Source organism: Dialister histaminiformans (genome assembly GCF_900103425.1).
Taxonomy (GTDB): Bacteria; Bacillota; Negativicutes; order Veillonellales; family Dialisteraceae; genus Allisonella; species Allisonella histaminiformans.
Map to the genome: position 1 here is coordinate 1 of NZ_FMXA01000004.1, position 26,315 is coordinate 26,315.

The following is a 26,315-nucleotide window of genomic DNA, read 5'->3' on the forward strand; positions in this document are numbered from 1 at the left end:
GGAAATCGGAGTGAGTTTAGTCTGCATGCGCTGAACGCTGGTAAATTCGGTGACGGGCTGTAAAAGGTTACGCCTGGCATCGGATTTACCAGCAGTGAAGCAGCAGGCGGGCTGAAATCGTCTCCGATTTACTATAAATAGCAGGCTAAGGATGTACAAAAACTTTCACTTAAGAATGTACAGACTTTTCTGGATTATCTGTACATTTTTATTCCGTAACTTTTGTACATCGTGAAATATTCCATGACAATTGCAGACCTAAGAACATGAGTTATGAAAAAAGCAGGGAATGAGAACATTAAGTTTTCATTTCCTGCTTTTTATCTGCGTTAATTTAATGCTTTGCGATGATAGGGTTAATTCCATTAAAAAAACTGATTATAGTATGAGTGAAATATATTTTGAGCCAGTGCATAACCTTGCGAATCATAGGATATATCTATATTTTCGTGGTCTCCTGCCTGACCTTTGATTTTCTGCCCAATTAAAGTCCAAGTATCCTGAAGTTGATAATTTAAATTAATCCCCGAATCTTTTCGCAGAGCATTTTCTACATTTGATTCAATCGCGTCTTCAGTCAATGTTTTATTATTCTGCAGCATATTCAAGACAATCTGCTTACGTGTGGTCTTAACACTATGGTTGTAGTCATAATTAAAGATTACTGAATTGGAGGCTATCATGCAATATTTATAATTTACATAATAGGTTTGTGCGCTCAGTGTATAATATGGCGGAGCATAACGGATGGATTTAACAGAATAGGTATCCAGATACATAGCATTCACCGAATCTTCATCTACTTTTAAATATCGATTCGGATTATTTTCCAGTGTAGATAGGGATATGGCGAAGCTGGAGACCGGAATACATAGAATAGCGAGCAGTATGATCATAATTTTCTTCATAAAGATACTCCTTAGTGGTTCAAATATTCGAGGTATAACTAATTAAAAGTCCTGATTGTAGTAGGTTTTGAAAACGGCTTGTGCCATCCAATAAGGTCTTTCTGGATAAGCAGCATCATCAGAAATAGTTTCATGGGCAGAATCTTTTAACAACTGTCCATTAAATTTCCAGGATGCCAGGTATGTCATGCTATAGGTAATTCCAGAATTTTCCTGTACGGCAGTTTGTGCCCTGGAAATAATTACATCGTCATCAAGCGTTTCACCATTCTGATTCATATCAGAAACAATCCGGGTTAACGTGTAGTGCATACTGTAGTTATAGTCATAATTAAAAGTCTGGGTGCAGAGACTGATGTAATCATATGGGTAAAGTACAAAATAGGTTTTGGCACTCAGCGTGTAATATGGTGGAGAATAACGGATGGATTTGACGGAATATGTATCCAGATACATTGCAGCGGTGGAGTCTTCATCTACCTTTAAATATCTGTCCGGATTATTATGGAGCGTGGACAAGGTTATGGCGTAGCTGGAGAGTGGAATACACAGGATAGCGAGCAGGATAATCAGGATTTTTTTCATAAGATGTACCTCACTGTGCGAATAATGTTTATGCTATACATATAAATGAATAATTTATTATCTTTATTGTATCATCATGAATGGCCGAATTTTTACACATTGGATTTGATACGATATAGAAAATAGAGAAAAAAGATGAAAAAACAGACACAGTATAATTCCTTAATTACTTTGTTTTTTTACGCTTATCATTTATCCGCAATCAGAGAAAGGAGAAAAAATGTGTGACGTTCGAAGACTATTAAAAAATTGCCTGCTAATTCTATGTGTATGTATATTAATCCCGGCGTTTTGGTCTGGAGCGGCTGAGCCTGAGCTGGTACAGATTTCTGATTATACGGCCAATGAATTTTATCAGGGACTTAAAATACATAATGCAGCGAAAGAGACTAATTTACCTATGTCAGAAATGATAGATGAAATACAACCAAACAAGCCGTATGATATACATGCTATTATCAGTGGCAAAGGGGATGATGCAGTGGTTATCGGTCTTTTTACCAACAAATCAGGTTATGTGTCCAAGATTACTATTCAGGGAAATGCACATAGTGGAACTGCATTGAGTACGGCTTATAAATGGGAATATGTTGTTTTAGGGGTATTAGGGATAGATGATGCAACGGATCAGGATTTTATGTCATTTCTGGAAGGACAGAATCCGCCATTTCAAACAGCAATCTGGAATGAACAATCCAACCGAAATATTTTGGTCGAACATGGGCCATCACCTACCACGGTTAACTTGTTTTATATTCGTTTAACTGCATATGATCAGACGTTTGAATGAGAGGACGAGGAACATGTTTAAACGTATATTTTTTATGTTGAGCTTGCTGGTATTTGTAATCTGTGGTCAGACTGGTTATGCATATGGAACGAATGTGGCTTTAAATGACACAATTACAGCAGATGGCTTTGAAAAATCATTTAATGCAGTGGATGCTGGGGATTTGAGTTACGTGAAACTTTCAAAGGTGGAACAAACAAAGGCTGAAGAACCAGGCGAAATATCATGGTTTTATTGCTATGGGAATGAGAATTTTCAGACCGCCAATGGAATGTATTCTCCATATATTATTTTGGGGATTGATAAGTTGAATAGAATAAGACTGTTATCCGTATATGTTGACTCACAGGAAGATATGGAAGCATCATGGAAGTTATTAATGACTGAAATGCGAATAGCACTGGCTACTCTGGGAGAAGATAAGCAGGAGGATGGATCTAATGCGACATTCGCAATGTTGGATGCTTTAAAGAAGGGAATGGGAACCTATTGGAATTTTAAGAACAATAGACGGTTTATTCTCACCAGAAATTTTATTTCTGCAGAAACTCACCAAGGAGTTATGTTGAGTGTTCAGGCTGAGGAACAGTAAGAAAAATAAATTAAATTGCACCTAACGTAGTTAGTTATTGAGGAATATTTGCATTGGCTGGGTGAAGTAATTATATCTTGATGAAATGCTAAAATCTGAAATCTTTTGAATTTGCGTATGAATTTATGGCAGGGTCTGTAAACCAAGTTTGCGGACTCTTTTTTGTTTAAAATCTTCGCTATATGGTATACAATCTAAAAATAAGCATATATGGGGGGCTATTGAATGAGTAAGTTTTTTAAGGCTATGGCCCTGGCCGTTCTGATTGTAGGATTGGCTGGCGGGCTTTATGTGGGGAATCTTATATATACGGAATTTATGACGGCTCCATGGGACGTGGTTCTTGGTGTTAACGATGATTCCAGGGATATGTCGGTGATAAAAGCGGCAGAAAGTAAATACAGGTGGAAAGAGGTATTTATAACGGCTCCGGATGGTACGCGTCTGGCAGGTACTTACGTACCGGCAGCCAGAGATTTGCACAAGACGGTTATTATTTTTCATGGAATCTATCATAATCGGGGAATGTCGCTTACGTATGTTCCTATGTACCGGAAACTGGGATACAATGTGCTGCTTGTGGATCATCGTGGATTTGGAGAAAGCGGCGGCAGGGGTACCACCTGGGGAACGTATGAAATCGGGGACATTAATGCGTGGGTAACATGGCTCCGTACGAAGGATGCCCAGGTGAAGATTGGAATGCATGGCGTTTCCTTAGGGGCAGCGATGGAACTTCTGTATGCTCAGACGGATGGAGGACATACGATTGCATTCTATGTAGCTGACAGTTCATATGGAAACATTATGAGCATGGCCACGGGGAAGCTGGAGTCTATCCGTTCCGAAAGCCCGCTTATAAAAGGGGTAAAGATAATTACACCATTTGTAGAAGCTGCGACCTGGTTTCATACAGGCCATATGCTGGACTATTATGATCCTGGAGTTGCAGTGAAGCATATGACATCACCTGTATTGTTTATTCATGGGACGGATGATACACTGGTTCTGCCGGAGGAGGCCAGGGCGCTGTATGCGGCCTGCACCAGCCAGAAGAAGGAGATTTATTTTGCCAGAGGAGCCAGCCATGCCATGGCTTATCAGACAGATACAGGAGAATATGAACAGAAAGTTTATCAGTTTTTAGGAGAACATCCATCATCCGGCAGCAGAAAGAAATAACAGCCGGCAGTTCCGGAAGATTGTGAGCCGATATGGCGGAAGAGGTCAATATGGATGATATAAATCAGGTCTGGGACAGAATACTGCATATTAAGACTACTGGCAGGGATGACAGTATATCTGATTTCACCCGGTATCCTTATGAGCCGACAGATTATCCGGTACTTGCCCGTTTGTGTGAAAGCGGGTATATAGGGAAGAACAATACATTGGTGGATTATGGCTGTGGAAAAGGACGCGTGGATTTCTTTGTAGCTTTTCATACCAAATGCCATGCTATAGGCATTGAATATAATCCCCGTCTGTATGAACGGGCATTGCAGAACCGAAAGCAGGCCCCTTCAGGAAATCGAACGGAATTTATTCTGGGAGATGCTGTGGATTTTTTAGTTACTCCTGCAGTCGACCGTGCTTTTTTCTTTAATCCATTTTGCACAGATATTTTGTGTCAGGTGCTGGATAATCTCAGGGAATCCTGTAAAATATCCCCAAGGAACATGCTTCTTTTCTTTTACTATCCATCTGCATCTTATGTGGAAATGTTGAAAATGCGGGAAGAAATAGAATTCCTTGAAGAAATTGATTGCAGTGACTTATTTCCTCATAATGGAAGAGAATATATACTGGTTGTAAAGATGCATGTATAATAAGGGGAAAGAAAATGAAAAAAGATAGATTGGACAAACAGCTTGAATTTATATTAGCGATAGATAAGGAAAAGAATATATTTCGTCAGACCTATGTATCCGATGCATCGCGTATGGAGAATGATGCAGAGCATGCCTGGCATATGGCTGTTATGTGTATGATTCTCTCCGAATATGCGGAACATCCCATTGACAAGCTGAAAACCATGACCATGCTGCTTATTCATGATCTGGTAGAAATCTATGCCGGGGATACCTATGCCTATGCAGGGGTGGATGCCGAAGAGATACACCAGAGGGAATACGCAGCAGCTGAAAAGTTATATGGTATGCTTCCCGAGGAGCAGGGAATTTATTTCATGAATCTGTGGAAGGAATTTGAAGAAGGGAAATCCCCGGAAGCGCAGTTTGCCCGAACTATGGACAGAATTCAGCCAATGATGCTCAATGCAGCTACGGATGGCAGAGCATGGAAGGAGCATAAGGTGAGATTGTCACAGATTATGAAGAGAAATGAGCATACGGCAGAAGGTTCTTCTGTGCTATGGGACTATGCACTTAAACATTTTGTTATGCCGCATGTGGAAAGTGGCGAAATTATAGATGATGAAACACATTCCACTGGGCTGAAGTAAGGAATAGAGATAACAGGTTGTCTGACTGAGGTGGAACATATTATGGAAAGCAAACAGATTTTACTGATTAACGATCTTCCTGGTTATGGTAAGGTAGCTCTGGCGGCTATGATGCCGGTACTGGCTCATATGGGGCATATTCTGTATACACTGCCTACGGCGCTGGTATCGAATACACTGGATTATGGTCAGTTTGAAATTATGGAAACCACAGAGTATATGAAAAACACATTGAAAGTGTGGAAGAATCTGGGGTTCCATTATGATGCCGTTGCCACGGGGTTTATTGTATCTGAAGAGCAGGCTCAGCTGATTGCCCATTACTGTGAGGAACAGAAAAAGCAGGGAACCCTTATTTTTACCGACCCCATCATGGGAGATGACGGGAAACTCTATAATGGGGTGACAGAGAGTGCATTGATGCATATGAAGCACCTGACTGCCTGTGCAGATGTCATAGTACCTAATTATACAGAAGCCTGTTTGCTGGCCGGTGTGGAATATAAGGCAGAAGGTATAGATAGAAAATCTATGGTGGAATTGATTGAAAAGCTCAGACAGGCTGGAAGTAAATCCATAATTATCACCAGTGCTGTTGTAGAAGGTCAGGATGTGGTTTGCGGATATGAACATAAGACAGATTCTTGGTTTATGATTCCATTTCACAAGATTCCTGTCCGTTTTCCAGGGACCGGAGATATTTTCTCATCTCTGGTACTAGGGCATATGCTCCATGGTATGCCGCTTAAGGATTCTGTAAAGCAGGCTATGGATATGGTGGCAGCGGTTATTGCCCGGAATGCAGGAAATGAAGATAAGTATAAAGGTATTCCGCTGGAAACAGAACTGGATATGTTGAAATAACACAGCTATGTTGTGTAATGGCTGAAGTTATTGCAAGTGCAGGCTGGCGAAGAGCTCTTTTTCTGATAAAAATCAGGAAAGGGCTTTTTTGTTGTTCAATAGCGTGGAAGTTTGAGAAAAAATTGCCATTGTACGCTCTGAAGGAATGATTTGTGCAGCCGTTTTCAATGAAATAGGATTGTTGTACAGAAGCTTTGTTGCCTTCGGGGGAGCCCAGAGGAGAGTTCAGGCCATTCTCTGAGTGTTTTTATTGCGAGATTAATAAACGTACATTTATTGATAAAGAAGTGTGCATAAAACGTAAAGATAATGCAATTTAGTATTGAACAATGGTAGACGTAATGATACAATGTAATCGTAATAAATGTAAGGAGACCGTAATCCAGGGCTCATGTCACATGGGAGGTTTTTCATGTATAGTATTGCAGCAAAGCAGGCTAAGGGAAAGTTTGCACAGGATAATATTTTTGCAGCGAATAACAAGGCGGTAGCGCTGGCAGATAAGCTGGGAAATGATAAAGTCATTAACGCCACCGTAGGTTCCATTCTGGATGAAGATGGCAATCTGGTGGTTTTGGATGTTGTACAGGAAGAATATAAAAAGCTGACTCCACGCCAGTATTCTTCTTATGCGCCGATCCAGGGATATGCTGAATATCTGGATGACTGCATTGATCAGTGTTTTGGTGAATCCCGCCCTGCCGGATATATCCGCGCATGCTCCACTCCTGGCGGCACAGGTGTTCTTCACCATGCAGTACATAATTACAGTGAAATTGGGGATGAAATCCTTATCACCGACTGGCACTGGGGTGCTTATGACAGTGTAATCAAGGATAATAACCGTAAGATTCGTACGTTCTCCCTTATTAACAAGGAAGGCCATTTTGATCTGGATGATTTCCGTATTCAGCTTAATGACCTGGTATCTAAGCAGAAGAATACGGTTATCCTTCTCAACGGTATTGCTAATAACCCGACTGGGTACTGCATGACCGTAGCTGAATGGCAGGCAGCGGTTGATGCCATCAGAGCAGCAGTGGAAAATACAGATAAGAATGTAATCCTTGTTCCGGATGTGGCTTATCTTGACTACAGCGGAGAAAAGAAGGAATGCAGAAAGTTCTTCAAGGTTTTTGGCAATCTGCCAAAGAATATTCTTGTCATTGTTGCCTATACACTGAGCAAGGGCTTTACCCTGTATGGCCAGCGCATGGGTGCCATGATTGGGATTACATCTGATGAAGGGGTAGCTAAGGAATTTGTAGATATCAATCAGTATTCCAGCCGTGCTACCTGGTCTAACTGCAACTCTGCTCCGCAGCAGGCTATGATTGCTATCTGCAGAGATCCGGCTAAGATTGAAAAACTGGATGAAGAACGTAAATTCTATTTTGAAATGATTCAGCAGAGAGCCAATATTTTCATGAAGGAAGCGGATGAACTGGGAATCAAGTATGTACCATATATTTCCGGATTCTTTATTACCATTCCTATGGAAGGGGCACAGGCTGTATGCGATAAGCTGCAGGAAGATAATATTTTCATGGTTCCGCTGAAAAAGGGAATCCGTCTGGCTGTATGCTCTGTTTCCAAGAAGAAGATGCAGGGCCTGGCTGGCAAGCTCAAAGCAGCAATGGATGAAGTGGGTGTCAGACAGTAAGTGTCAGGATAAAGTCTGCAGGGAAGCAGATTATTGATGGGGTAAGGCACATATATTGTGCTTTGCCCTATTATTTTTTCAGGAGGTTTTTTATGGAAAGCCTGTTTGCCGCCGTTAACGCGGTGCTTTCTTTCATTACACCGGTATCCGATTTTTTCTGGGATTTCCCAAAGAATTTTACCTGGTATCAGCAGATACCGATTCTGGGAAATTTCTCACTGGCCATCATTGTGCTGGTCGGTTCCGGGCTTTATTTCACATTCCGGCTTGGATTTATTCAGGTACGGTATTTTAAGAAAGGGATCCGGCTTCTGGTGCACAGGCGCCGGTCCGATTCAGGGATTTCCCCTCTGGCGGCCTTCTTTCTGAGTTCGGCCATGCGTGTAGGGCCGGGCAATATTATCGGGGTTACCGGGGCTATTGCGGCTGGTGGTCCGGGGGCACTTTTCTGGATGTGGATTTCGGCCTTCTTCGGTATGGCTACCGCCTATACGGAAAGTGTTCTGGCTCAGCTGTTTAAGGAAAAGCGCGGGGATGAATTTGTGGGAGGACTTCCCTTCTACGCGCGCAAACTCCTGGGGGATAGAGCTTGGATAGGCGTGGCGCTGTCCTGTGTATATATTCTCTATGCCATGTTCTGCCTTCCTGCCCAGGGATTTAATGTAGTCACATCCATCGGAGCTATGGCGGAAGTGGCCACAGGAACATCCATACCGGTACAGTCTTCCTTTTATTATGTAGTGTCCATACTGGTGGTAGGGCTGGCCGCGCTGATTGCCTTTGGGGGCATTAGGCGGGTAACCCGGGCGACCGATGCCATGGTGCCGGTTATGGCGGTTGTGTATGTAGGTACGGTGCTTTTCCTTATTGTTACCAATCTGCATAGGGTCCCCTATTTCTTTGAAGCGGTGTTTGCCGGGGCCTTTAAGCCGGAAGCTGTATTTGGCGGGGCCTTTGGTGTGGCTCTGGTTCAGGGGGTTAAGCGTGGACTTATGTCCAATGAAGCTGGACAGGGTACCATAACCATGGCGGCTGCGGCTGCGGACGCCAGACATCCCTGTGAACAGGGACTGGTAGCGGCTCTGGGAGTATTTCTGGATACCCATATCATCTGTACCATGACAGGATTTGTAGTCATTATGGCACAGCAGTGGTCGGCCAATCCCGCTGGCTGGGAAGCGGCAGGGACATATCCTAAGTTCATGCTTTCCATTCATGCCATGGCGCCAGGGGCGCTGGATACGGTGGCTATGTTCCTGGTATCGCTGTGCTTCTGCCTTTTTGCCTATACGACCATGGTAGGGATGATTACATTCTCAGAAATTGCGGCCAACCGTATTTCTTCCACTCCGGCACTGATTTACAGTATCCGTCTGCTTGGTGTATTTGTAGCCGCCTTTGGTATTTTCTGCAATATTGCCGGATATGATCTGAGTAATCTCTGGGCCTTTTCGGATCTGGGAAATATCATTATTGTGTACTGCAACATTCCGCTGCTTTATATGGGGTTCCGGTATGTTCTTGGTGCAACCAGACAGTATAATCCGGACAGAGGCTCCGGATTCTGCAGTGATTCCATTGGGTTAAATACCTGTTGCTGGAGTGAACAGAAACAAAGGTAATTTAAAAAGCTTTGAATAACACATAGCGTTATTCAAAGCTTTTTTGATTGGCGACAGGCAGCGGGGCCCCTCCATATTGTGATTATTCTATTTTCCGGGAGGTGAGCCGGAGAGTGATATAGGAATCTTCCTGACTCAGTGAAATATAGGACTTAGGCCCTTCCCAGTAGGCATAGGCATCTCCCTTGATGGCGGGGGTGCCGTAAAGCTCTTTAACTGCTTCATAGCGGTGAGTGTACGGTCCGGACATATAGATTATGACAGCCTTTAATTTCTGACTGTAAAAGATGAGTTCCGCTGCAATGGGGCCTTTTATACCCAGTTCATTTTTTTTATTGGGAAGGATGGCTGCATAATGCTGCCCTGCGGCTTCTTTTCCCAGATATTCGAGTACAAATTTTTTCTGCATCGATGGCAGTGTCTCATTCCATGTCAGTTCCTCAAAGCCGCCGGGGTCATGGGACATCTGAGCCAGGTGCCGGGATTCTGCGGCATGAATTCCCGGGCAGGGCCAGCAGAGAAAGGCCAGACCCAGTAACCCGGCAGCCAGATATTTTGTATTCTTCATATATTCATCCCCTTTTGCCAAGCAACATAGTATTAAGACTATTGTATATGCATGCAGAGGAAAAGAGCAAGAGGGAATCTTGCAGACAGTTATTCGATGACGCAGTATCGGATAAGTAAGGCAATAAAAAACAGCCCGAAGGCTGTTTTTTATCATCTAAGCTGGCTATGGAAATAAATTATTTTTCTGCCTTTTCAGCAGCTTCTTTTTCCTTGCGTTCTTTGATTTCCATATCAAAGGATTTCTGAAGTCTTACATAATTCTGACGACGTTCCATCGCATCCCGTTCTGTCTTTTCAAAGAGAGCTTCGGCCTCTTCCGGGAAGAGTTTCTGCAGGGAAGAGAAGCGGACTTCTCCGAGGAGGAAGTCACGGAAATTGCCCTTTGGCGGACGGCTGTCCAGATGGAATGGGTTCTTACCCTGTTCTCTGAGCTGTGGGTTGTAACGGTAGTTGCACCAGTAACCACACTGAACGGCTTCCTTTTCTTCCTGGATGGAATGGCCCATACCCTTTCTGATGCCATGGTTGATACATGGGCTGTAGCAGATGATAAGGGATGGTCCCGGATAAGCTTCAGCTTCCGCGATAGCACGGAATGCCTGGTTCATGTCTGCACCGAGGGCAATCTGCGCTACATAAATATATCCATAGGAAATGGCAATCATGCCCAGATCCTTCTTCTTGGTCTTCTTGCCGGAAGCGGCGAACTTGGCAATAGCTGCAGCCGGAGTGGACTTGGAGGACTGACCGCCTGTGTTGGAGTATACTTCGGTATCCAGAACGAGGACATTGATATCTTCGCCGGAAGCCAGAACCTGGTCCAGACCGCCGAATCCGATATCGTAAGCCCAGCCGTCGCCGCCGAATATCCACTGGCTCTTCTTAATGAAGTGGTCTTTCAGTTCCAGCAACTGGCTGTATTCCGGATGAGCGGCTGCCGCGCTTTCCAGTGCTGTTTCCAGACGCTGTGCGCGCTGGCGTGTGCCGGCCCCTTCACTTCTGTGGCTGAGCCAGTCTTCCATGGCTTCTCTGGTTTCGCCTTCTGCGGATGGAAGGAGATCTTCTACCTTGCGGGTCAGACGTTCACGGAGTTTATTTTCTCCGAGGAGCATACCCAGTCCAAATTCCGCGTTATCTTCAAAGAGGGAATTTGCCCATGCCGGACCGTGGCCATTGTGGTCGGTGGTATATGGCATGGATGGAGCGCTGGCACCATAAATGGAGGAGCAGCCGGTAGCATTGGCAATCATCATGCGGTCACCAAAGAGGCTGGTAACCATATGGATATATGGAGTTTCGCCGCAACCTGCGCAGGCGCCGGAGAATTCAAAATAAGATGGCTGATACTGAGACCACTGTAGTGTGCCAGGGCGGAGAGGATTTTCCTTCGCCGGCAAGGAGATGGCATAATCCCAGTACTTCTGTTTTTCAATCTGTGTATCGATCGGTTTCATGACCAGAGACTTTTCACGGGTTGGGCAGACATTAGCGCAGAGTCCACAGCCTACACAGTCTTCCTGGCTTACAATAATACGGTATTTGAGTCCCTTTACCGGGCCACGGAAGTCTTTTACAATAAATCCTTCCGGTGCGTTAGCCGCTTCGTCTTCAGTTACCAGGAATGGGCGGATAGCTGCATGTGGGCAGACAACGGAGCACTGGTTACAGCCGATACAGTGTTCAGGAATCCATTCTGGTACGTTAATTGCCGTGGCAGCACGTTCATATTTGGTGGTGCCTGGAGTCATGGTGCCGTCTTCATGGTTAGTGAAGGTGGATACCGGGAGGGAGTCGCCTTCCTGGCGGTTCATGACATCACATACGTCGGAGACAAAGGCCGGACGCGGAATGCGGGCCAGTGTGCCGCCTGTGGTGGCATGTTCCCATTCTGCCGGAACCGGTACTTCCACAATGTTTTCCATACCTGCATCTACAGCATGGCAGTTCATATCGACTACGTTCTGTCCCTTACGGCCATAAGAGTGTTCAATGGATGCATAAAGCAGTTCACGGGCTTTGTCATCCGGAAGAATACCGGTAAGGTGGAAGAATGCAGCCTGCATAACCATGTTAATGCGTCCACCCAGGCCAATCTTACGGGCAATGTCAAAAGCGTTGATGATATAGAAACGGGCGTGGAGAGCAGCCAGCTTTCTCTTCATGGAAGCAGGGAGTACCTGATCCAATTCTTCTGAGCTCCAGCGGCTGTTCAGTACAAAGGTACCGCCTGGTTTAAGTCCTTTCAACAGATCATACTTATAAATATAAGATGGTCTGTGGCAGGCAATATAGTTAGCCTGGGTAATCAGATATGGCTTGCGAATCGGATTAGGGCCGAAACGAAGGTGGGAAATGGTTACGCCTCCGGACTTTCTGGAGTCATAGGAGAAATAGCCCTGTGCATACATGTCCGTGTTATCGCCGATAATCTTGATGGCATTCTTGTTAGCACCGACAGTACCATCGGAACCAAAGCCCCAGAACTTGCAGGCAATGCACCCATCATCTGGCTGTGGGAAGGAAACCGGAGCCAGGGAAAGATGGGTTACATCATCGGTGATGCCAAGGGTAAAGTTATGTCTTGGACGATCGGCTTTCAGATGTTCAAATACAGCCATAATATCTTCTGGAATGACATCCTTGGAGCCGAGTCCGTAACGGCCGCCAATGACGCGGATATCCCTGTCAGATGCGGCTACAGCACTCTGTACATCCAGATACAGCGGTTCGCCAATAGCACCTGGTTCGCGTGTGCGGTCCAGTACGGCAATCTTCTTTACCGATTCCGGAAGCTGGCTGAGGAAATGCTTTACAGAGAACGGACGGTACAGATGAACGTTCATGACGCCCACCTTTTCGCCTTTAGCCAGCAGAGCGTCGGTGACATCCTTGGCAATATCGGAAACAGAGCCGATGGAAATGATGACACGTTCTGCATCCTTTGCGCCATAATAGTCAAACAGATGATAGTGACGGCCGGTCAGGCGGGCAATGTCATCCATATATCCCTGCACAATGTCCGGAATAGCCAGATAGAATGGGTTGGCTGCTTCGCAGTGCTGGAAATATACATCCGGATTTTCAGCGGTTCCGCGGATAACCGGATGGTTCGGAGTCATGGAATGTTTTCTGAAACGGGCCAGTGCCTCTTTGTCGATCAGCGGTTCCAGTTCATCATAATTGAGGACTTCGACCTTCTGGATTTCATGACTGGTACGGAATCCATCAAAGAAATTGATGAATGGTACACGGCCTTTGATGGCTGCCAGATGGGCAATAGCGGACAGATCCATAATTTCCTGCGGATTGGATTCAGCCAGCATGGCACAGCCGGTAGCACGGGCGGACATTACGTCCTGATGATCACCGAAAATAGAAAGCGCATGGTTGGCCAATGCGCGGGCAGCAATATGGAAAACACCTGGAAGAAGTTCTCCGGCTACCTTATACATGTTAGGCAGCATGAGCAGCATCCCCTGAGATGCAGTATAGGTGGAAGTGAGGGCACCACTTTCCAGAGCTCCATGGAAGGCACCGGCAGCACCGCTTTCCGCCTGCATTTCTACTACATGTACAGTATCGCCGAAAATATTCTTTTTTCCGTGGGCAGCCCATTCGTCCACCATTTCGGCCATAGGGGAGGAAGGGGTAATCGGGTAAATTGCAGCTACTTCAGTAAAAGCGTAAGAAATATACGCTGCCGCAGTATTCCCGTCCATAGTTTTTGTCTTTCTCAAAGAGAGCACACTCCTTTTCAATGCAATGGATGTCTGTGTAAATTGAGTTAGCTCATACAAGTATGATAAAATATCATAAGAACTAACAGTTTTTCGTATAATGAATACGATGTCACATACTTTACTATTATTACGCCGAACACGTCATTTTTCGACACATCCTTGTATATTATAGGATAAATAAAGAGTAAGTACAATATAAGAGTACTATTATATTGCCCATGACCTGTATGTATCAGGTGGGATAGAACGGACCTCAATGAAGGAGCTGGTTGTATGGATTACCGTCATCTGAAATATTTTATGGAAGTAGCACAGCAGAAGAGTTTCAGCAAAGCTGCCCGCAGTCTGCATATTTCCCAGTCGGCTATCAGCCGTATGATAAAATCACTGGAAGATGAAATGGGGGTTACTCTGTTTCTCCGTAATGCTAAAACGGTTGAACTGACGGCGCCTGGGACTATTTTCCTGAATTATGCCAAGCGGGCACTGTTTGTATTTGAACACCTCAAATCTGACTTCGAAAATGAATTCAATCTTAAGCAGGACACGGTGGAAATCGGACTTCCGCCAATAACGGATGCCCATGTATTTGCCAAGCTGCTCGGAGAATTTAAGAAGGTTTACCCGCAGGTGGCTATAAAGCTGTATGAGCACGGTTCCAAGATTGTTGAGTCATCTGTGCAGGAAGGGGTTATCGATGTAGGTATTATCTGCACGATTCCAAACAAGAATTTTGAATCCTTATTTCTCTCAGAAGACCGTATGTGCGTGGTTATGCCGAAAGGATACAAGCTGGAAGCCTATGATGAAGTACCGATGAAGGCATTGGCCGATTGTCCGCTGGTTCTGTACCGGGACGATTTCAATCTGCATGATGATATCCTCAGCAACTGCCGGAAGATTGGTTTTACTCCGAAAATCGTATTTGAAACCAGCCAGCGGGAGCTTATGCTGCAGACTGTGGGATGCGGACTGGGAGTGGCCATTCTGCCGAGCAGGCTCTGTGCTGTGGATTCCCGGAAAAACCAGGTCTCTGTGCGGCCGCTTACGGAACCGAGGATGACCCATCATCTGTATGCTATCTGGAAAAAAGGACGTTATCTGTCCCGGGCGACCAGGCTGTGGATTGAATTCACAAAAGAACATCTGGAACTGCTTCATGAAAATGTTATCGGGGAATGAGCATTCCTGCGATAATCGGTATGCAGGATAAAAGCCTGTGGCTGAAAAGGGCGGCAGGCTTTTTGTATTGGTGGAAAGGGAAGAGCTGGATTTTCGGACAGCCTTTTACGGAAAAAGGCCAGGTTATATACTAATGTGTGTTAAAATGTAAGAGAATTCACCGGAATTTCCGGCTGGATGTGCTTATGATTCATTGGGAACCATCCCATGTCGGGGAATGAGGAATGTATGCTGAATCAGATAACCGCTTTATTTATGACAATGCGTGCCTGGGATATTCTGGATGTTCTGGTAGTTACGTTATTTTTATATAACCTTTATGTACTTATAAAGAACACCCGTGCTACGGCCCTGCTTAAAGGGTTGCTGCTTCTTGGGCTGTTCACACTTCTGGCCGGGTGGCTGCAGCTTCATGCGGTCAGCTGGATTATGGAGAAGCTGATGACCATGATACTGGTCGCTTTGCCGGTTGTATTCCAGCCGGAACTGAGAAGGGCACTGGAGCAGATTGGACGGGGCAAGTTTTATGTATCATCTCCCATTATGACAGAGCAGGAATGGACCAACGTTATCGATAACGTTGTGGATGCGGCAGTGGAAATGGGTAAAAAAAAGATAGGGGCTCTTCTGGTATTTGAACGTACGGTGGGGCTGGATGATTACATTGATACGGGGATCCGTATTGAAGGACTTGTTTCGGAAGAATTGCTGGGCAATATTTTTATTGTGAATACACCACTTCACGATGGAGCAGTCATAATCCGGGAAAACCGGATTATGGCAGCAGGGTGTTTGTTGCCGCTTACCAGAGACCGCTCGCTGTCATCAGAACTGGGGACCCGTCACCGGGCTGCCATTGGTATTTCTGAACAGGCCGACTGTGTGGTGCTGGTAGTCAGTGAAGAAACCGGGACGATTTCCTATACCTATGGAGGACATATTTACCGCCATATGGATGCAGAAACACTGAGAAACCGGCTTCGTGGTTTCCTTATGCAGGGACATCGCCGTGGTGTCAGTGATGTGATACAGAAATGGAGTCCGCTTAAGAAATGAAAATAACTAAATTACACTGGTGGCTTCCGAAAATATTATGTTTCATTGCTGCCTGCGCTTTATGGGTCTATGTAATGAATGAACAGAACCCACAGGTTGAAAATACATATACCGTACCGGTAGAGGTACGGAACCTGGATCGATCCCTGGTGGCAGTGGATTTACCCGAAAAGGTAAAAATTGTTGTCCGCATGTCCCGCAGTGAGATGATTAATACCCGAAGCGATGATATTAAGGCATATGTTGATCTTACCCGGGCAGATGCAGGGAATGTAAAGGGAGTGCCGATTCAGGTTGTCCTTCCTTCTTCTGATGAAACTGTAGTTTCCATTGATCCTAAGAGTGTGGATATCCGGGTAGAACCTTATGCAGTGAAGAGTCTGCCGGTTACGGTATACTTCTTCGGAACACCGACTGAAAGCTTTACTCCATCCGTACAGCAGGTGACACCGGATACTATTACTATTGCCGGCAGCAGAAGTCAGGTGGCTAAGGCGTCTAAGGCCGTGGTATCTGTCAATGTGGCGAACAAGACGGAATCCTTTACCGAATTTGAGACGGTCAATGTGCTTGATGCATCCGGACGGGCAGTCAAAGGGCTGCAGATTATGCCGGTACAGGTACAGCTTGCGATAGGGGTAACAGAAGATAAGAGAACGGCATCTCTTCCTCTTGTGGTAAACACCACCGGAACCCCGGCGCTGGGATACTCTGTACATCGAGTAGTGTCTAGTCCGGCTATGGCTACGGTAACTGCGCCGGTAAGTCTCTTTGCTTCACTGAAAGAGATTAATCTTCCACCTGTGGATGTATCAGGGGCCAATGCCTCGGTACAGAGGGATGTGACTATACCGATACCGGAAAATGCAACTATTTCGCCTGCGACAGCCAGCGTGTCAGTCGAAATAGGTCCGTCCAGCCGGTAGTTCTTGACGAAAATCAGAAAAAAGCGTTATTATGGTTCAGTTGTATTGTATGAGCGATTCAAAGACCTGTACAATTTGGGGAGGATTTATATGGTTACTTTATTTGGAACCGATGGCGTCCGTGGTGTTGTTAATGCAACCTTGCTTCCGGAGCTGGCATTTCAGCTGGGAAGAGCGGCTGGTGCTTATTTTAGCGGAGAGGCAGGAGTACATCGTTTTCTGGTAGGACGGGATACCCGTATCTCCGGCACTCTGATTGAAGCGGCACTGGCTTCCGGTCTCTGTGCGTCCGGAATTGATGTGGATATTGTGGGAGTTATTCCAACACCAGGGGTAGCCTATCTGACCCGGGTCAAGGGTTATGATGCCGGGGTAGTTATATCTGCTTCCCATAATCCGTTCCCGGACAATGGGATTAAGTTCTTTGACAGCCATGGGTTCAAACTTCCAGATGCGACCGAAGAAAAGATTGAAGAGCTTCTCAGGCACAGCGACGAAATACCAAGACCGACCGGAGAAAAAGTAGGGGTTATCCGCCATGTACATGATCTGGCCGACATTTATCGCAACTATGTAAAGAGCACGGCAGGCACAACTTTGTCCGGTTTCCGCATTATAACGGATTCCGCCAATGGGGCAGCCAGTGACTATCTCCCGCAGATTCTTGAAGAACTGGGAGCGGAAGTCATTGCCACCCACAGAGAGCCAAATGGAGTGAACATCAATAATAACTGCGGTTCCACCCATATTGAAAGTCTGCAGGAACGCGTGCTTGCGGAAGGCGCAGACTGCGGTATTGCCAATGACGGGGATGCGGACAGATGTCTCTTTGTAGATGAAAGAGGACAGGTCCTGGATGGGGATCATCTCATGCTTATCAATTCCCTGCGTATGAAGAAGGAAGGCCGTCTGAACCATGATATGGTGGTAGGCACGGTTATGAGTAATCTGGGATTTGGCAAAGCGCTTAAGGAACACGGAATTAATACGGTTTCCACCAAGGTAGGGGACCGCTATGTACTGGAAGAAATGAGAAAGAACGGCTATTCCATCGGGGGAGAGCAGTCCGGTCACATTATTTTCCTGGATTACAATTCCACAGGGGATGGTCTGATTACGGCAGTACAGACACTGGTTACGCTCAAGGAAAGCGGAAAGAAATTGTCTGAACTGCGTGACCTCATGACCACGTATCCGCAGATTCTGAAAAACGTAAAGGTTTACAGCAAGATTGGCTGGGAAGACAATGAGCTCATTCAGGCAGCCATTGAAGCTGGAAAACAGGAACTGGGAAGCGAAGGCCGCATCCTTGTCCGTGCCTCTGGAACCGAACCGCTGATCCGTGTTATGGGGGAAGCCAGCTCCCTGGATATGTTGGAACGGATTATTAATGATATTGCGTCCGTCGTTCAGCAGGAACTGGGCATTGAAAATGAATAAAATCAGAAAAACAGCCTGCGGGCTGTTTTTTGATGGGCGATTATATTTCTGAGGAACAGATTAAGGTGGAATAAAGTCCGCAATTCGAGTATGATAGGTTCAACATAAAAAGACTTATCAGTTATTTCTGAAAGAAGTAATCCCTATGCGTCATACACTGGAAGAAACATTACATAATACAGGCATCATGGTGATTGATGGGGCGATGTCCACAGCGCTGGAAGCCTTGGGCTGCAATCTGGCGGACTCTCTCTGGAGCGCCAAGATACTGGCGGAAGCTCCGGAAAAGATTAAACAGGTACACAGCGATTATTTTAAGGCTGGTGCTGACTGTGGAATCACGGCCAGCTATCAGGCCACCATTCCAGGATTTATGGCCAAAGGGGCAACCAGAGAGGAAGCGGAAGGATTCATACGCCGGGCAGTAGAGCTTTTTAAAGAAGCGCGCAGCGAGTGGTGGGAAGAAGAAGGCCGCGAATCTGGCAGGACATATCCTCTCTGCCTTGGAGCGGTGGGACCTTATGGCGCGTATCTGGCGGATGGTTCAGAATATCGCGGACATTATGGAATTACCCGGGACGAACTGGAAGCCTTCCACCGTCCAAGAGTGGAAATCCTGTGGGGCGCCGGGGCGGATCTGATTCTTTTTGAAACCTGTCCATCTCTGGAAGAAGCTAAAGTGGAAGCAGGGATTGCGGAAGATATGGGAATTCCGTACTGGATCAGCTTCAGCTGTCAGGATGGTGGACATACCTGCGAAGGAACGCCGATTGAGGAATGTATGAAGGAATTTGAGCAGAGGGACAAGTATCCGAATCTGCAGATGGTGGGCATAAACTGCACGCATCCACAGTACATTACCGAACTGATCCGCCGTATGAAGAGTATAACCTCACTGCCGGTGGCTGTATATCCTAACAGCGGTGAAATATATGATCCGGTAACCAAGACCTGGCATGGGGATTTTGTCAGTGGCCGATATGAACAGTGGGCACTGGAATGGATGGAAGCCGGCGCGTCCGCGGTAGGGGGATGCTGCCGCACCGTGGCAAAGCATATTGAAGAAGTAAGCCATGCCCGTGAAAAATTTCTGAACAGATAACGAAATGAGGTCCCGTGTATGAAGAAAAAGGCGGCACTGTTGCAGATGAGACCGGAATGGGCCAGCCCGAAGGCAAACCGGAAACAGGTGGAACAGCTCGTTTCCCGGGCTATGGAAGAGGCGGAAGACATCCTGGTACTTCCGGAGCTCTGGGATACTGGATTCTTCCCTTCGGAAAATCTGGACAGTCTGGCTGATGTGGACGGATGTAAGGCCAAAAATTTTCTGTCAGAAATGGCCAGACGCTATCGCGTGAATATCGTAGGCGGCTCCGTACTGGTAAAAGAAGGAAGCTGTTACTATAACCGGGCCTATGTGGTAAACCGGTCAGGACAGGTAACTGCTGAATATGACAAGGTACATGGATTTTCCCCGGCAGGGGAACAGAAGCTGTTTACCGGAGGAAATCGTACGGTACATTTTCTTCTGGACGATATTCCATGCTCTATGGCCATCTGTTACGATATCCGCTTTCCGGAATTCATCCGCAGAGAAGCGCTGGAAGGGGCTAAACTGTTCTTTGTGCCTGCGGCATGGCCGCTCAGACGGATTGAACACTGGAAGATTTTAAACCAGGCCAGGGCCATTGAGAATGAAATGGTTGTCTTGGCGGTTAATCAGGCCGGGCTTGTGAACGGTACGATGTATGGCGGCGGTTCTATGGCGGTAACACCGCTGGGAAGCATGCGCTGTCTGCATGAGGAGGAAAATCAGATTCTCCGGGTGGAATTCGATATGAATGAGGTGGATAAGGCCAGACAGTCGATTCAGGTGTATCAGGACCGTCGGATAGATATGGACAGACTCTGAAGGCATAGAAAAAAGGACAGGAAAACATTTCGTTTTCCCGTCCTTTTCTGTATCTTGAACGGATGAAGTTTACATATGGTCGAAAAATGCGGTGACAGCGTCTACCAGATAAGAGGTATCCTTGACGCCGCAGGTTTCATATGAAGAGTGCATAGCCAGCTGCGGAAGGCCGATGTCCACGGTGGGCATGGCGAGCCGTGTGTTGGAAATATGTCCCAGCGTAGAGCCGCCGGCCATATCGGAACGGTTGGTAAATACCTGAACCGGGATATGAATGGTCTGGCAGAGTCTGCGGAAACGGGCAGCAGTGAATCCATCGGTAGCATAGTGACGGTTGGCGTTGTACTTAATGACAATGCCGCCGTTTAATACCGGCTTATTCACCGGATCGGCCAGCTCCGGATGATTCGGATGTACGGCATGGGCATTATCGGCAGAAATCATAAAACCTCTGGCGGTAAGGGCCATAATCTTATCCATGGAATATCCAAGGGCCTGGCCCAGGCGGAATACCGTATTTACCAGGAATGTGGAGCCGGCGCCTTCATTGGAGCCGCTTCCGATTTCCTCGTGGTTGAACAATACATACATGCATATGTCCTTATCCTTCTTTGACATGGTGAACCCACGGAAGGAACCGAAGGCGCACTGCATATCATCCAGACGGGGAGAGGAAAGAAATTCACCTTCTACGCCCCAGATGGTAGCGGGTACACGGCTATACAGGAACAGGTCATGTCCAAGAATGTCTTCTGCCTTTACTTTGGCGGCGCGGGCAATCATATCCATAAAGGAGGTGCCTGTGCTGGATGTGCCGTACAGAGGGAGAAGTTCCTTCTGTACATTCCAGACATGCCCTTTGTTTACGGTCTTATCCATATGGATGGCCGTGGATGGAATAACCAGTGTTGTGCCATCCATGGCAACAAGATGAGGAACGATGCGGCCATTGTCATTGACATAGACGCGGCCGGCCACGGAAAGCGGGCGGTCGAGCCATGACCCCATATTCATGCCGCCGTATCCTTCTACATTGAGACGGATATACGGGCCGTCCCGGAGTTCCGGATTTTCCTTAATCTGGAATGTGGGAGAATCCGCGTGGGAAGCCACAATGCGGAATGACTGCGGTTCTTCTTCCGGAACGGTAAATGCAATCAGCGCAGCACCGTTTCTGGTTACCACATAATGTCCGCCCTTTTCGATGGTCCATTCGTCTTCTTCACGAAGTTCGGTGAATTTGGAATAGGTCAGAGCGGCCTTCATGCTTCGTACGGTATGGTACGGAGACGGGCTCTTCGCGATAAAGTGAATTAAATCCTTTGAAATATCTTCAGGAGATGGTTTGTTTGTAATTTTCATAATTATTTCTTGTTGTGGCTGGTCTTTCTCTGATATACAGCTTCTGCCATAGCGGCACGATCCTTAATGACCTGGTTCGGGGAATTGATGGATTCCGGAGCGAAGTTGCTGGTGTAGTGCAGCTTCTTGGTTCTCTTTTCCATTTCCTTGACCTGAATGGTTCCCGCGGTTCTGTCATAAACGTAGGTATAGGTGCAGGTTCCATTGTCCGGCAGGGTTTCCACCCCTACAAATTCAAGAACTTCATGGCCATCTTTTGTGGTCTTTACATGGGTCTGTTCCATATCGATGGTCATGGTGTCATTGTATTTCCAGAAAGTTTCTGCATGAGCAGTAATTCCGCCAGCTGTGGTCAGAGCTGCGGCAATGCCTAATGCAATCAGAAATTTTTTCATATGATTCACTCTCTTTCTTAAATAGATAGGTTAAAATCCGGATGTTTTCATTATAACATAGAGTGTTATCTTTTTTTGTACATCCGGAAAGAAAGGAGAATTTAATGGCGGAAATTTTCCGCTGGTTAGTGATTTTTCATACACACCCACCCTGGCGTGTCGTGGTATAATGATTACACATGAAATTTATCATAATCTGTTGTTTATAAATACAAAGGGGAATCGTATGCAGGCGGATATAAAACTTGTGGCCATTGATCTGGATGACACCCTGCTCAGGGATGATATTTCCATTTCTGACTATACAAAAGAAGTGCTGCAGAAGATCAAAGCGCAGGGAGTACGGATTGTCATTGCTACTGGGCGGATGTTTAAGGCGGCCCGTCCATGGGGGATGGTCCTTAACCTGGGGGATGTGCCCATGGTGGTCTATACCGGGTCGATGACGGCGCGTTGTGAGAGCGGCACCATCCTTAATGAGCATCTGATGAATCTGAATACAGCAAGACAGATACTGCAGACCGGAAGGGAACATGGCTGGTATATGCAGAGTTATATTGATGATGAACTGTATGTACCCTATCGGGATGACCGGACAGACAGTTATGAGAAGAACTGTGGGGTTACGGCGCATGTGCTCGGCGACGCGTTCTGGGTACCGGAAAAGGCGCCGCTAAAGGTACTTGTGTATGAAAACGATCCGGCGGTTATGGAAGAGGTCAGCCGTGTCATGATTGAAAAATATGGGGACAAGGCAGGATATGTCCGTTCCAGCCGGTATTTTTTTGAACTGAACAGCAAACAGGCTTCTAAAGGAGAAGCGCTGACTGAACTTTGCGCCCAGTGGGATATTCCGCTTCAGAACATAGCGGTTTTTGGCAATGCTCAGAATGACGTGTCCATGCTGAAACTTACCCCGTGGTCATTTGCGGTGGCAAACGCTGCGGAGTCCGCCAGACAGGCGGCACGATTTATAACCGCATCCAATAATCAAGATGGTGTAGCGAAAGCACTGGAAAAATATATATTGAAATAAGATGCAGGAGGCAAAGAATGGATAAAATGGATAATTTCCGCTTTGTGATTGTTACCGGTATGAGCGGAGCAGGGAAAACTACGCTGATGCAGTATCTGGAAGATATCGGATACTATTGCGTGGATAATCTGCCGGCCATCCTTCTTTCGAAGTTTGCCGACCTCTGCTGGAACAGCACATCAAAAATACAGTATGTGGCCGTAGGGACAGATACCCGGGGAGGCACGTTCTTTGATGCTCTCCCACAGGCCTTATATGAACTGGAACAGAGAGAAATACCGCATGAAGTGGTATTTATGGAAGCGTCCAACGAAGCGCTGATCCGCCGGTACATGGAAACCAGAAAGACACATCCGCTGTCTCACGGCAACCGGATTCAGGACGGCATTGAGGAAGAACGCAAGATTCTGGCGGCTATCCGTACCCAGGCGGATATGATTATTGATACTACGGATATGAAGGCCAAAGACCTTCGCGGGGTAGTAATCAGCCGCTTCGGCATCCACAGAAATCATGATGAAATGGACATCACGGTCTTCTCCTTTGGATTTAAGTACGGGGTGCCTATTGACGCAGACATCGTATTGGATGTGCGTTTCCTTATCAACCCGTTCTACGTGCAGAAATATAAGCACTGGACAGGCCGGGTGAAGGAAGTCGCCGACTATATAGAAAAGGAACAGACCACAAAGGATTTCCTGGTTCACCTCTATGATTTCATCGACTTTGTAGTCGATCAGTTCCAGCGTACAGGAAAACGGCAGCTTACCATTGCCATCGGCTGTACAGGCGGGATGCACCGCTCCGTGTTTGTGACAGAAAAGCTGGGCGCGCATCTGGCAGAAAAACACAGCCATGTCAATATTGAACACAGGGATATGCATCGCAATAAAGTAGAACATGATGCGGATGGTGAGTAACCATGAAATGGTATGTACAATGGCTATATCCCGGACTGAAGATTAAGCGCTGGCTATTTCTCTTTTCCATTGGACTGATGACTCTGGTATTCGGAGCGACTATGCTGATGAACTATCAGATTTTCGGCATTCTGGAAGAGGAAATATTTATGCTGGCCTATCAGATGACCGGAAACTACAGTTATACGGCCCTGGTCTTATTCGGCATATTCCTTTCCATCGCGGGCATACTGATGATGATGATTGGGGTGCGCAAACTGGTGAAACGTTTTATTGCGCTGGTGGTGCCGGATGATCAGAACCGGGTATCCCGGCAGGTGCTGGGACGCATTGAACTGGCCAAGGGGCCGCATATTGTGGCCCTTGGGGGAGGACATGGGCTGTCCATGCTTCTCCGAGGTTTGAAGAATAAGACATCCAACCTGACCGCCATCGTGACGGTGGCCGATGATGGAGGATCGTCGGGAAGACTCCGTGAAGAAATGGATATTATCGCGCCAGGCGATCTTCGTAACTGCCTGGTGGCGATGGCAGATAAGGAAAGTGTACTGGAACAGCTCTTCCAGTACCGGTTTGGAGGAAATGGCGAGCTGGCCGGCCACAGCCTGGGCAATCTGTTCCTCGCAGCGCTGATTAAGGAATTCGGAAATCCGGAAAACGCGCTGGAAGCGGCCAGCAAGGTCCTGAAGATTCGCGGCAAGGTTATTCCATCTACCACGGAAGAAGTGCGTCTGGTAGGAAAGATGTCCGATGGCAGCGTGGTAGAGGGCGAATCAGAGATTGCCGCCTATCCGGCAGATATTGTCTCCCTCTCCACCATTCCTGAAAATCCTATTGCCGTAGGGGATGCGCTGGAAGCCATCAAACAGGCGGATATGATTATTCTGGGGCCGGGCAGTCTGTATACGTCCATTATGCCGAATCTGCTGGTGCCGGAACTGCTTCAGGCAATCCGGGAAAGCAGCGCGCCCTGCATTTATATCTGCAATGTAATGACCCAGCCGGGAGAAACCACCGGCTATACCGTAGGTGATCATCTGGAAGCGTTGAAAAAGGTGACCGGGGACGGGGTCATTGGCTATGTACTGGCCAATAAGCAGCCTGTCAGTGAAAAGATACGGGAACAATATGCCCGGGCAGGATCGTATCCGGTAAAGATAGATGAAGGTAAGGTGGAGAAGCTGGGGGCGTTTCTTATTACAGCTGATCTGCTGGGAGTGGAATCCGGGGCTGTCCATGACCAGAACATTCTGGCAGGAAAGCTTATGGCTATTCAGAATCTGCTCCACGCGTCTATAAGCAGCGATAGCCTTAAGGCCTATCTGAAAGGAATCAGAGAATAATGTCATTTACCGAAGATGTGAAGAATGAACTGGCGCGAAAACACAGAGAAAGTCCGAAAGAAAGGGCAGCGGAACTGCTGGCCCTTCTGCGGATGAGCGGTTCTGTAATAACCGGTGCCGGTGGCAAATGGGGAATGGAGTTCTCCACGAGCAACAGTGCGGTGGCCAGAAGGGTGCTGATTTCGCTGAAGAAGGATTTCGGCCTGGCTCCTGCGGTCATGGTACGGCAGGGAAGACGGCTCAGAAAGAAAAATGTGTACACGCTGACCGTATTACCATTTGAAGGGGGAAGTCATTTCCTTGAAAAGATGGATATCTGGTCCATGGGGAAGATTCATGATTGCGAAAAGCTGACAACGACCGAGGAAAAACAGGCTTATCTGGCCGGTGCCTTTTTAGGCGGTGGAACAGTGAGCCGTCCGCAAAGTGACTATCATCTGGAGATGGTGACCAGGTCGTCGGTATTTGCAGAAGAAATATGCAAAGTCATGCGGGTGCTCTCTCTGCATCCTAAAATGACGGACAGAAAAAATGACTATATTGTATATATAAAAGATGGCGATGAGGTGAGTGCCTTTCTGCAGATTACCGGAGCGTCCCAGTGCTATCTCGAATTTGAGAATGTCCGTGTAATGAAAGATATGCGCAACCGGGTAAACCGCCAGGTAAACTGTGAAACAGCAAATCTGCAGAAATCCGTGGACGCGGCACTTCGCCAGCTCAGGCAGGTGCACCTGGTTATGAAGTATATGGACCTCTCGGCATTGCCCCCAAAAGTCAGAGAGGCAGCAGAAAAAAGGCTGGAAAATCCTCATAAATCTCTGGGGGAACTGGCGGAACTGCTGGGGATAAGTAAGTCGGGACTGGCCCACAGATTTCAGAAAATTTCCGCACTGGCCCGTGAGTTCGAGGCCAGAGAAAAAGAAGAAAGAAAATAAGGAGACG

24 protein-coding genes are annotated in these 26,315 nt (G+C 46.7%); 18 read left to right on the top strand and 6 right to left on the bottom strand.

Annotated elements, in window-relative coordinates:
* Positions 1-365: 365 nt before the first annotated feature.
* Both BLQ79_RS01210 and BLQ79_RS01215 read right to left on the bottom strand, forming a co-directional pair.
* On the bottom strand, positions 366-908 hold the full coding sequence (locus BLQ79_RS01210; protein ID WP_091363007.1) for a hypothetical protein: 543 nt from the start codon (positions 906-908) through the stop codon (positions 366-368).
* 42 nt (positions 909-950) lie between these two features.
* On the bottom strand, positions 951-1,493 hold the full coding sequence (locus BLQ79_RS01215; protein ID WP_091363009.1) for a hypothetical protein: 543 nt from the start codon (positions 1,491-1,493) through the stop codon (positions 951-953).
* 220 nt (positions 1,494-1,713) lie between these two features.
* On the opposite strand from BLQ79_RS01215, the gene BLQ79_RS01220 reads away from it, so the two are divergent.
* From BLQ79_RS01220 to BLQ79_RS01255, 8 genes are all read left to right on the top strand, one after another.
* Positions 1,714-2,283, top strand: coding sequence for a hypothetical protein (locus BLQ79_RS01220; RefSeq protein ID WP_091363011.1), 570 nt, complete (start codon positions 1,714-1,716; stop codon positions 2,281-2,283).
* A gap of 13 nt (positions 2,284-2,296) precedes the next feature.
* Entirely contained in the window at positions 2,297-2,875 is a 579-nt protein-coding gene (locus BLQ79_RS01225) for a hypothetical protein (protein WP_091363013.1), read from the top strand.
* A 225-nt stretch (positions 2,876-3,100) separates the two neighbouring features.
* Positions 3,101-4,057: an alpha/beta hydrolase gene (locus BLQ79_RS01230; RefSeq protein ID WP_091363014.1), complete on the top strand. Its 957-nt coding sequence runs from the start codon at positions 3,101-3,103 to the stop codon at positions 4,055-4,057.
* Positions 4,058-4,107: 50 nt separating this feature from the next.
* Positions 4,108-4,704, top strand: a complete 597-nt coding sequence (locus BLQ79_RS01235) for an SAM-dependent methyltransferase (RefSeq protein ID WP_091363016.1) — start codon at positions 4,108-4,110, stop codon at positions 4,702-4,704.
* Between the two features lie 14 nt (positions 4,705-4,718).
* Positions 4,719-5,339: an HD domain-containing protein gene (locus BLQ79_RS01240; RefSeq protein ID WP_091363018.1), complete on the top strand. Its 621-nt coding sequence runs from the start codon at positions 4,719-4,721 to the stop codon at positions 5,337-5,339.
* A 42-nt stretch (positions 5,340-5,381) separates the two neighbouring features.
* Positions 5,382-6,203: a pyridoxamine kinase gene (locus BLQ79_RS01245; RefSeq protein ID WP_091363020.1), complete on the top strand. Its 822-nt coding sequence runs from the start codon at positions 5,382-5,384 to the stop codon at positions 6,201-6,203.
* A gap of 412 nt (positions 6,204-6,615) precedes the next feature.
* Positions 6,616-7,866 (top strand): pyridoxal phosphate-dependent aminotransferase, encoded by a 1,251-nt coding sequence (locus BLQ79_RS01250; RefSeq protein WP_091363022.1) that lies wholly within the window; start codon positions 6,616-6,618, stop codon positions 7,864-7,866.
* 92 nt (positions 7,867-7,958) lie between these two features.
* Complete coding sequence (locus BLQ79_RS01255) at positions 7,959-9,488, top strand: alanine/glycine:cation symporter family protein (RefSeq protein ID WP_091363024.1); 1,530 nt, start codon at positions 7,959-7,961, stop codon at positions 9,486-9,488.
* Between the two features lie 82 nt (positions 9,489-9,570).
* Here the strand turns inward: BLQ79_RS01255 and BLQ79_RS01260 are convergent, their stop codons facing one another.
* A complete protein-coding gene (locus BLQ79_RS01260) occupies positions 9,571-10,056 on the bottom strand; it encodes a hypothetical protein (protein ID WP_091363026.1) in 486 nt (161 codons plus the stop codon).
* Positions 10,057-10,234: 178 nt separating this feature from the next.
* The gene (nifJ, locus tag BLQ79_RS01265) at positions 10,235-13,777 is read right to left on the bottom strand and encodes a pyruvate:ferredoxin (flavodoxin) oxidoreductase (RefSeq protein ID WP_200779805.1); all 3,543 of its coding nucleotides are present in this window, start codon (positions 13,775-13,777) and stop codon (positions 10,235-10,237) included.
* A gap of 294 nt (positions 13,778-14,071) precedes the next feature.
* Here nifJ and BLQ79_RS01270 point away from each other — a divergent pair, with 294 nt between their 5' ends.
* The 6 genes from BLQ79_RS01270 (at position 14,072) to BLQ79_RS01295 (ending at position 20,314) form a co-directional block, all read left to right on the top strand.
* Positions 14,072-14,980 carry a LysR family transcriptional regulator gene (locus BLQ79_RS01270; protein ID WP_091363029.1) on the top strand — a complete coding sequence of 303 codons (909 nt, stop codon included), beginning with the start codon at positions 14,072-14,074 and terminating at the stop codon, positions 14,978-14,980.
* A gap of 228 nt (positions 14,981-15,208) precedes the next feature.
* Positions 15,209-16,036 carry a diadenylate cyclase CdaA gene (gene cdaA / locus BLQ79_RS01275; RefSeq protein WP_091363031.1) on the top strand — a complete coding sequence of 276 codons (828 nt, stop codon included), beginning with the start codon at positions 15,209-15,211 and terminating at the stop codon, positions 16,034-16,036.
* A 74-nt stretch (positions 16,037-16,110) separates the two neighbouring features.
* A complete protein-coding gene (locus BLQ79_RS01280; protein ID WP_234944884.1) occupies positions 16,111-16,962 on the top strand; it encodes a CdaR family protein in 852 nt (283 codons plus the stop codon).
* A gap of 90 nt (positions 16,963-17,052) precedes the next feature.
* On the top strand, positions 17,053-18,402 hold the full coding sequence (glmM, locus tag BLQ79_RS01285; RefSeq protein ID WP_091363034.1) for a phosphoglucosamine mutase: 1,350 nt from the start codon (positions 17,053-17,055) through the stop codon (positions 18,400-18,402).
* 145 nt (positions 18,403-18,547) lie between these two features.
* Complete coding sequence (gene mmuM / locus BLQ79_RS01290) at positions 18,548-19,504, top strand: homocysteine S-methyltransferase (RefSeq protein WP_091363035.1); 957 nt, start codon at positions 18,548-18,550, stop codon at positions 19,502-19,504.
* A gap of 18 nt (positions 19,505-19,522) precedes the next feature.
* On the top strand, positions 19,523-20,314 hold the full coding sequence (locus BLQ79_RS01295; RefSeq protein ID WP_091363037.1) for a carbon-nitrogen family hydrolase: 792 nt from the start codon (positions 19,523-19,525) through the stop codon (positions 20,312-20,314).
* Between the two features lie 69 nt (positions 20,315-20,383).
* Here BLQ79_RS01295 and BLQ79_RS01300 read toward each other — a convergent pair whose 3' ends face one another.
* Together BLQ79_RS01300 and BLQ79_RS01305 are read right to left on the bottom strand one after the other, a co-directional pair.
* On the bottom strand, positions 20,384-21,676 hold the full coding sequence (locus BLQ79_RS01300; RefSeq protein WP_091363038.1) for a M18 family aminopeptidase: 1,293 nt from the start codon (positions 21,674-21,676) through the stop codon (positions 20,384-20,386).
* Positions 21,677-21,678: 2 nt separating this feature from the next.
* On the bottom strand, positions 21,679-22,071 hold the full coding sequence (locus BLQ79_RS01305) for a hypothetical protein (protein ID WP_091363040.1): 393 nt from the start codon (positions 22,069-22,071) through the stop codon (positions 21,679-21,681).
* Positions 22,072-22,297: 226 nt separating this feature from the next.
* On the opposite strand from BLQ79_RS01305, the gene BLQ79_RS01310 reads away from it, so the two are divergent.
* From BLQ79_RS01310 to whiA, 4 genes are read left to right on the top strand one after another with little or no spacing between them, the layout of a single operon-like run.
* Entirely contained in the window at positions 22,298-23,107 is an 810-nt protein-coding gene (locus BLQ79_RS01310; protein WP_091363042.1) for a Cof-type HAD-IIB family hydrolase, read from the top strand.
* A gap of 26 nt (positions 23,108-23,133) precedes the next feature.
* Positions 23,134-24,027, top strand: a complete 894-nt coding sequence (rapZ, locus tag BLQ79_RS01315; RefSeq protein WP_091363271.1) for an RNase adapter RapZ — start codon at positions 23,134-23,136, stop codon at positions 24,025-24,027.
* A gap of 2 nt (positions 24,028-24,029) precedes the next feature.
* Positions 24,030-25,370, top strand: coding sequence for a uridine diphosphate-N-acetylglucosamine-binding protein YvcK (yvcK, locus tag BLQ79_RS01320; protein ID WP_091363043.1), 1,341 nt, complete (start codon positions 24,030-24,032; stop codon positions 25,368-25,370).
* Positions 25,370-26,308, top strand: coding sequence for a DNA-binding protein WhiA (gene whiA / locus BLQ79_RS01325; RefSeq protein ID WP_091363045.1), 939 nt, complete (start codon positions 25,370-25,372; stop codon positions 26,306-26,308). Before yvcK ends, whiA begins: the two co-directional genes overlap by 1 nt.
* Positions 26,309-26,315 lie beyond the last annotated feature (7 nt).

Bases quoted from the DNA above. Each gene is read 5' to 3' on its own strand.
- BLQ79_RS01210 (WP_091363007.1), bottom strand. From the start codon at position 908: ATGAAGAAAATTATGATCATACTGCTCGCTATTCTATGTATTCCGGTC.
- BLQ79_RS01215 (WP_091363009.1), bottom strand. From the start codon at position 1,493: ATGAAAAAAATCCTGATTATCCTGCTCGCTATCCTGTGTATTCCACTC.
- BLQ79_RS01220 (WP_091363011.1), top strand. From the start codon at position 1,714: ATGTGTGACGTTCGAAGACTATTAAAAAATTGCCTGCTAATTCTATGT.
- BLQ79_RS01225 (WP_091363013.1), top strand. From the start codon at position 2,297: ATGTTTAAACGTATATTTTTTATGTTGAGCTTGCTGGTATTTGTAATC.
- BLQ79_RS01230 (WP_091363014.1), top strand. From the start codon at position 3,101: ATGAGTAAGTTTTTTAAGGCTATGGCCCTGGCCGTTCTGATTGTAGGA.
- BLQ79_RS01235 (WP_091363016.1), top strand. From the start codon at position 4,108: ATGGATGATATAAATCAGGTCTGGGACAGAATACTGCATATTAAGACT.
- BLQ79_RS01240 (WP_091363018.1), top strand. From the start codon at position 4,719: ATGAAAAAAGATAGATTGGACAAACAGCTTGAATTTATATTAGCGATA.
- BLQ79_RS01245 (WP_091363020.1), top strand. From the start codon at position 5,382: ATGGAAAGCAAACAGATTTTACTGATTAACGATCTTCCTGGTTATGGT.
- BLQ79_RS01250 (WP_091363022.1), top strand. From the start codon at position 6,616: ATGTATAGTATTGCAGCAAAGCAGGCTAAGGGAAAGTTTGCACAGGAT.
- BLQ79_RS01255 (WP_091363024.1), top strand. From the start codon at position 7,959: ATGGAAAGCCTGTTTGCCGCCGTTAACGCGGTGCTTTCTTTCATTACA.
- BLQ79_RS01260 (WP_091363026.1), bottom strand. From the start codon at position 10,056: ATGAAGAATACAAAATATCTGGCTGCCGGGTTACTGGGTCTGGCCTTT.
- nifJ (WP_200779805.1), bottom strand. From the start codon at position 13,777: ATGGACGGGAATACTGCGGCAGCGTATATTTCTTACGCTTTTACTGAA.
- BLQ79_RS01270 (WP_091363029.1), top strand. From the start codon at position 14,072: ATGGATTACCGTCATCTGAAATATTTTATGGAAGTAGCACAGCAGAAG.
- cdaA (WP_091363031.1), top strand. From the start codon at position 15,209: ATGCTGAATCAGATAACCGCTTTATTTATGACAATGCGTGCCTGGGAT.
- BLQ79_RS01280 (WP_234944884.1), top strand. From the start codon at position 16,111: ATGAATGAACAGAACCCACAGGTTGAAAATACATATACCGTACCGGTA.
- glmM (WP_091363034.1), top strand. From the start codon at position 17,053: ATGGTTACTTTATTTGGAACCGATGGCGTCCGTGGTGTTGTTAATGCA.
- mmuM (WP_091363035.1), top strand. From the start codon at position 18,548: ATGCGTCATACACTGGAAGAAACATTACATAATACAGGCATCATGGTG.
- BLQ79_RS01295 (WP_091363037.1), top strand. From the start codon at position 19,523: ATGAAGAAAAAGGCGGCACTGTTGCAGATGAGACCGGAATGGGCCAGC.
- BLQ79_RS01300 (WP_091363038.1), bottom strand. From the start codon at position 21,676: ATGAAAATTACAAACAAACCATCTCCTGAAGATATTTCAAAGGATTTA.
- BLQ79_RS01305 (WP_091363040.1), bottom strand. From the start codon at position 22,071: ATGAAAAAATTTCTGATTGCATTAGGCATTGCCGCAGCTCTGACCACA.
- BLQ79_RS01310 (WP_091363042.1), top strand. From the start codon at position 22,298: ATGCAGGCGGATATAAAACTTGTGGCCATTGATCTGGATGACACCCTG.
- rapZ (WP_091363271.1), top strand. From the start codon at position 23,134: ATGGATAATTTCCGCTTTGTGATTGTTACCGGTATGAGCGGAGCAGGG.
- yvcK (WP_091363043.1), top strand. From the start codon at position 24,030: ATGAAATGGTATGTACAATGGCTATATCCCGGACTGAAGATTAAGCGC.
- whiA (WP_091363045.1), top strand. From the start codon at position 25,370: ATGTCATTTACCGAAGATGTGAAGAATGAACTGGCGCGAAAACACAGA.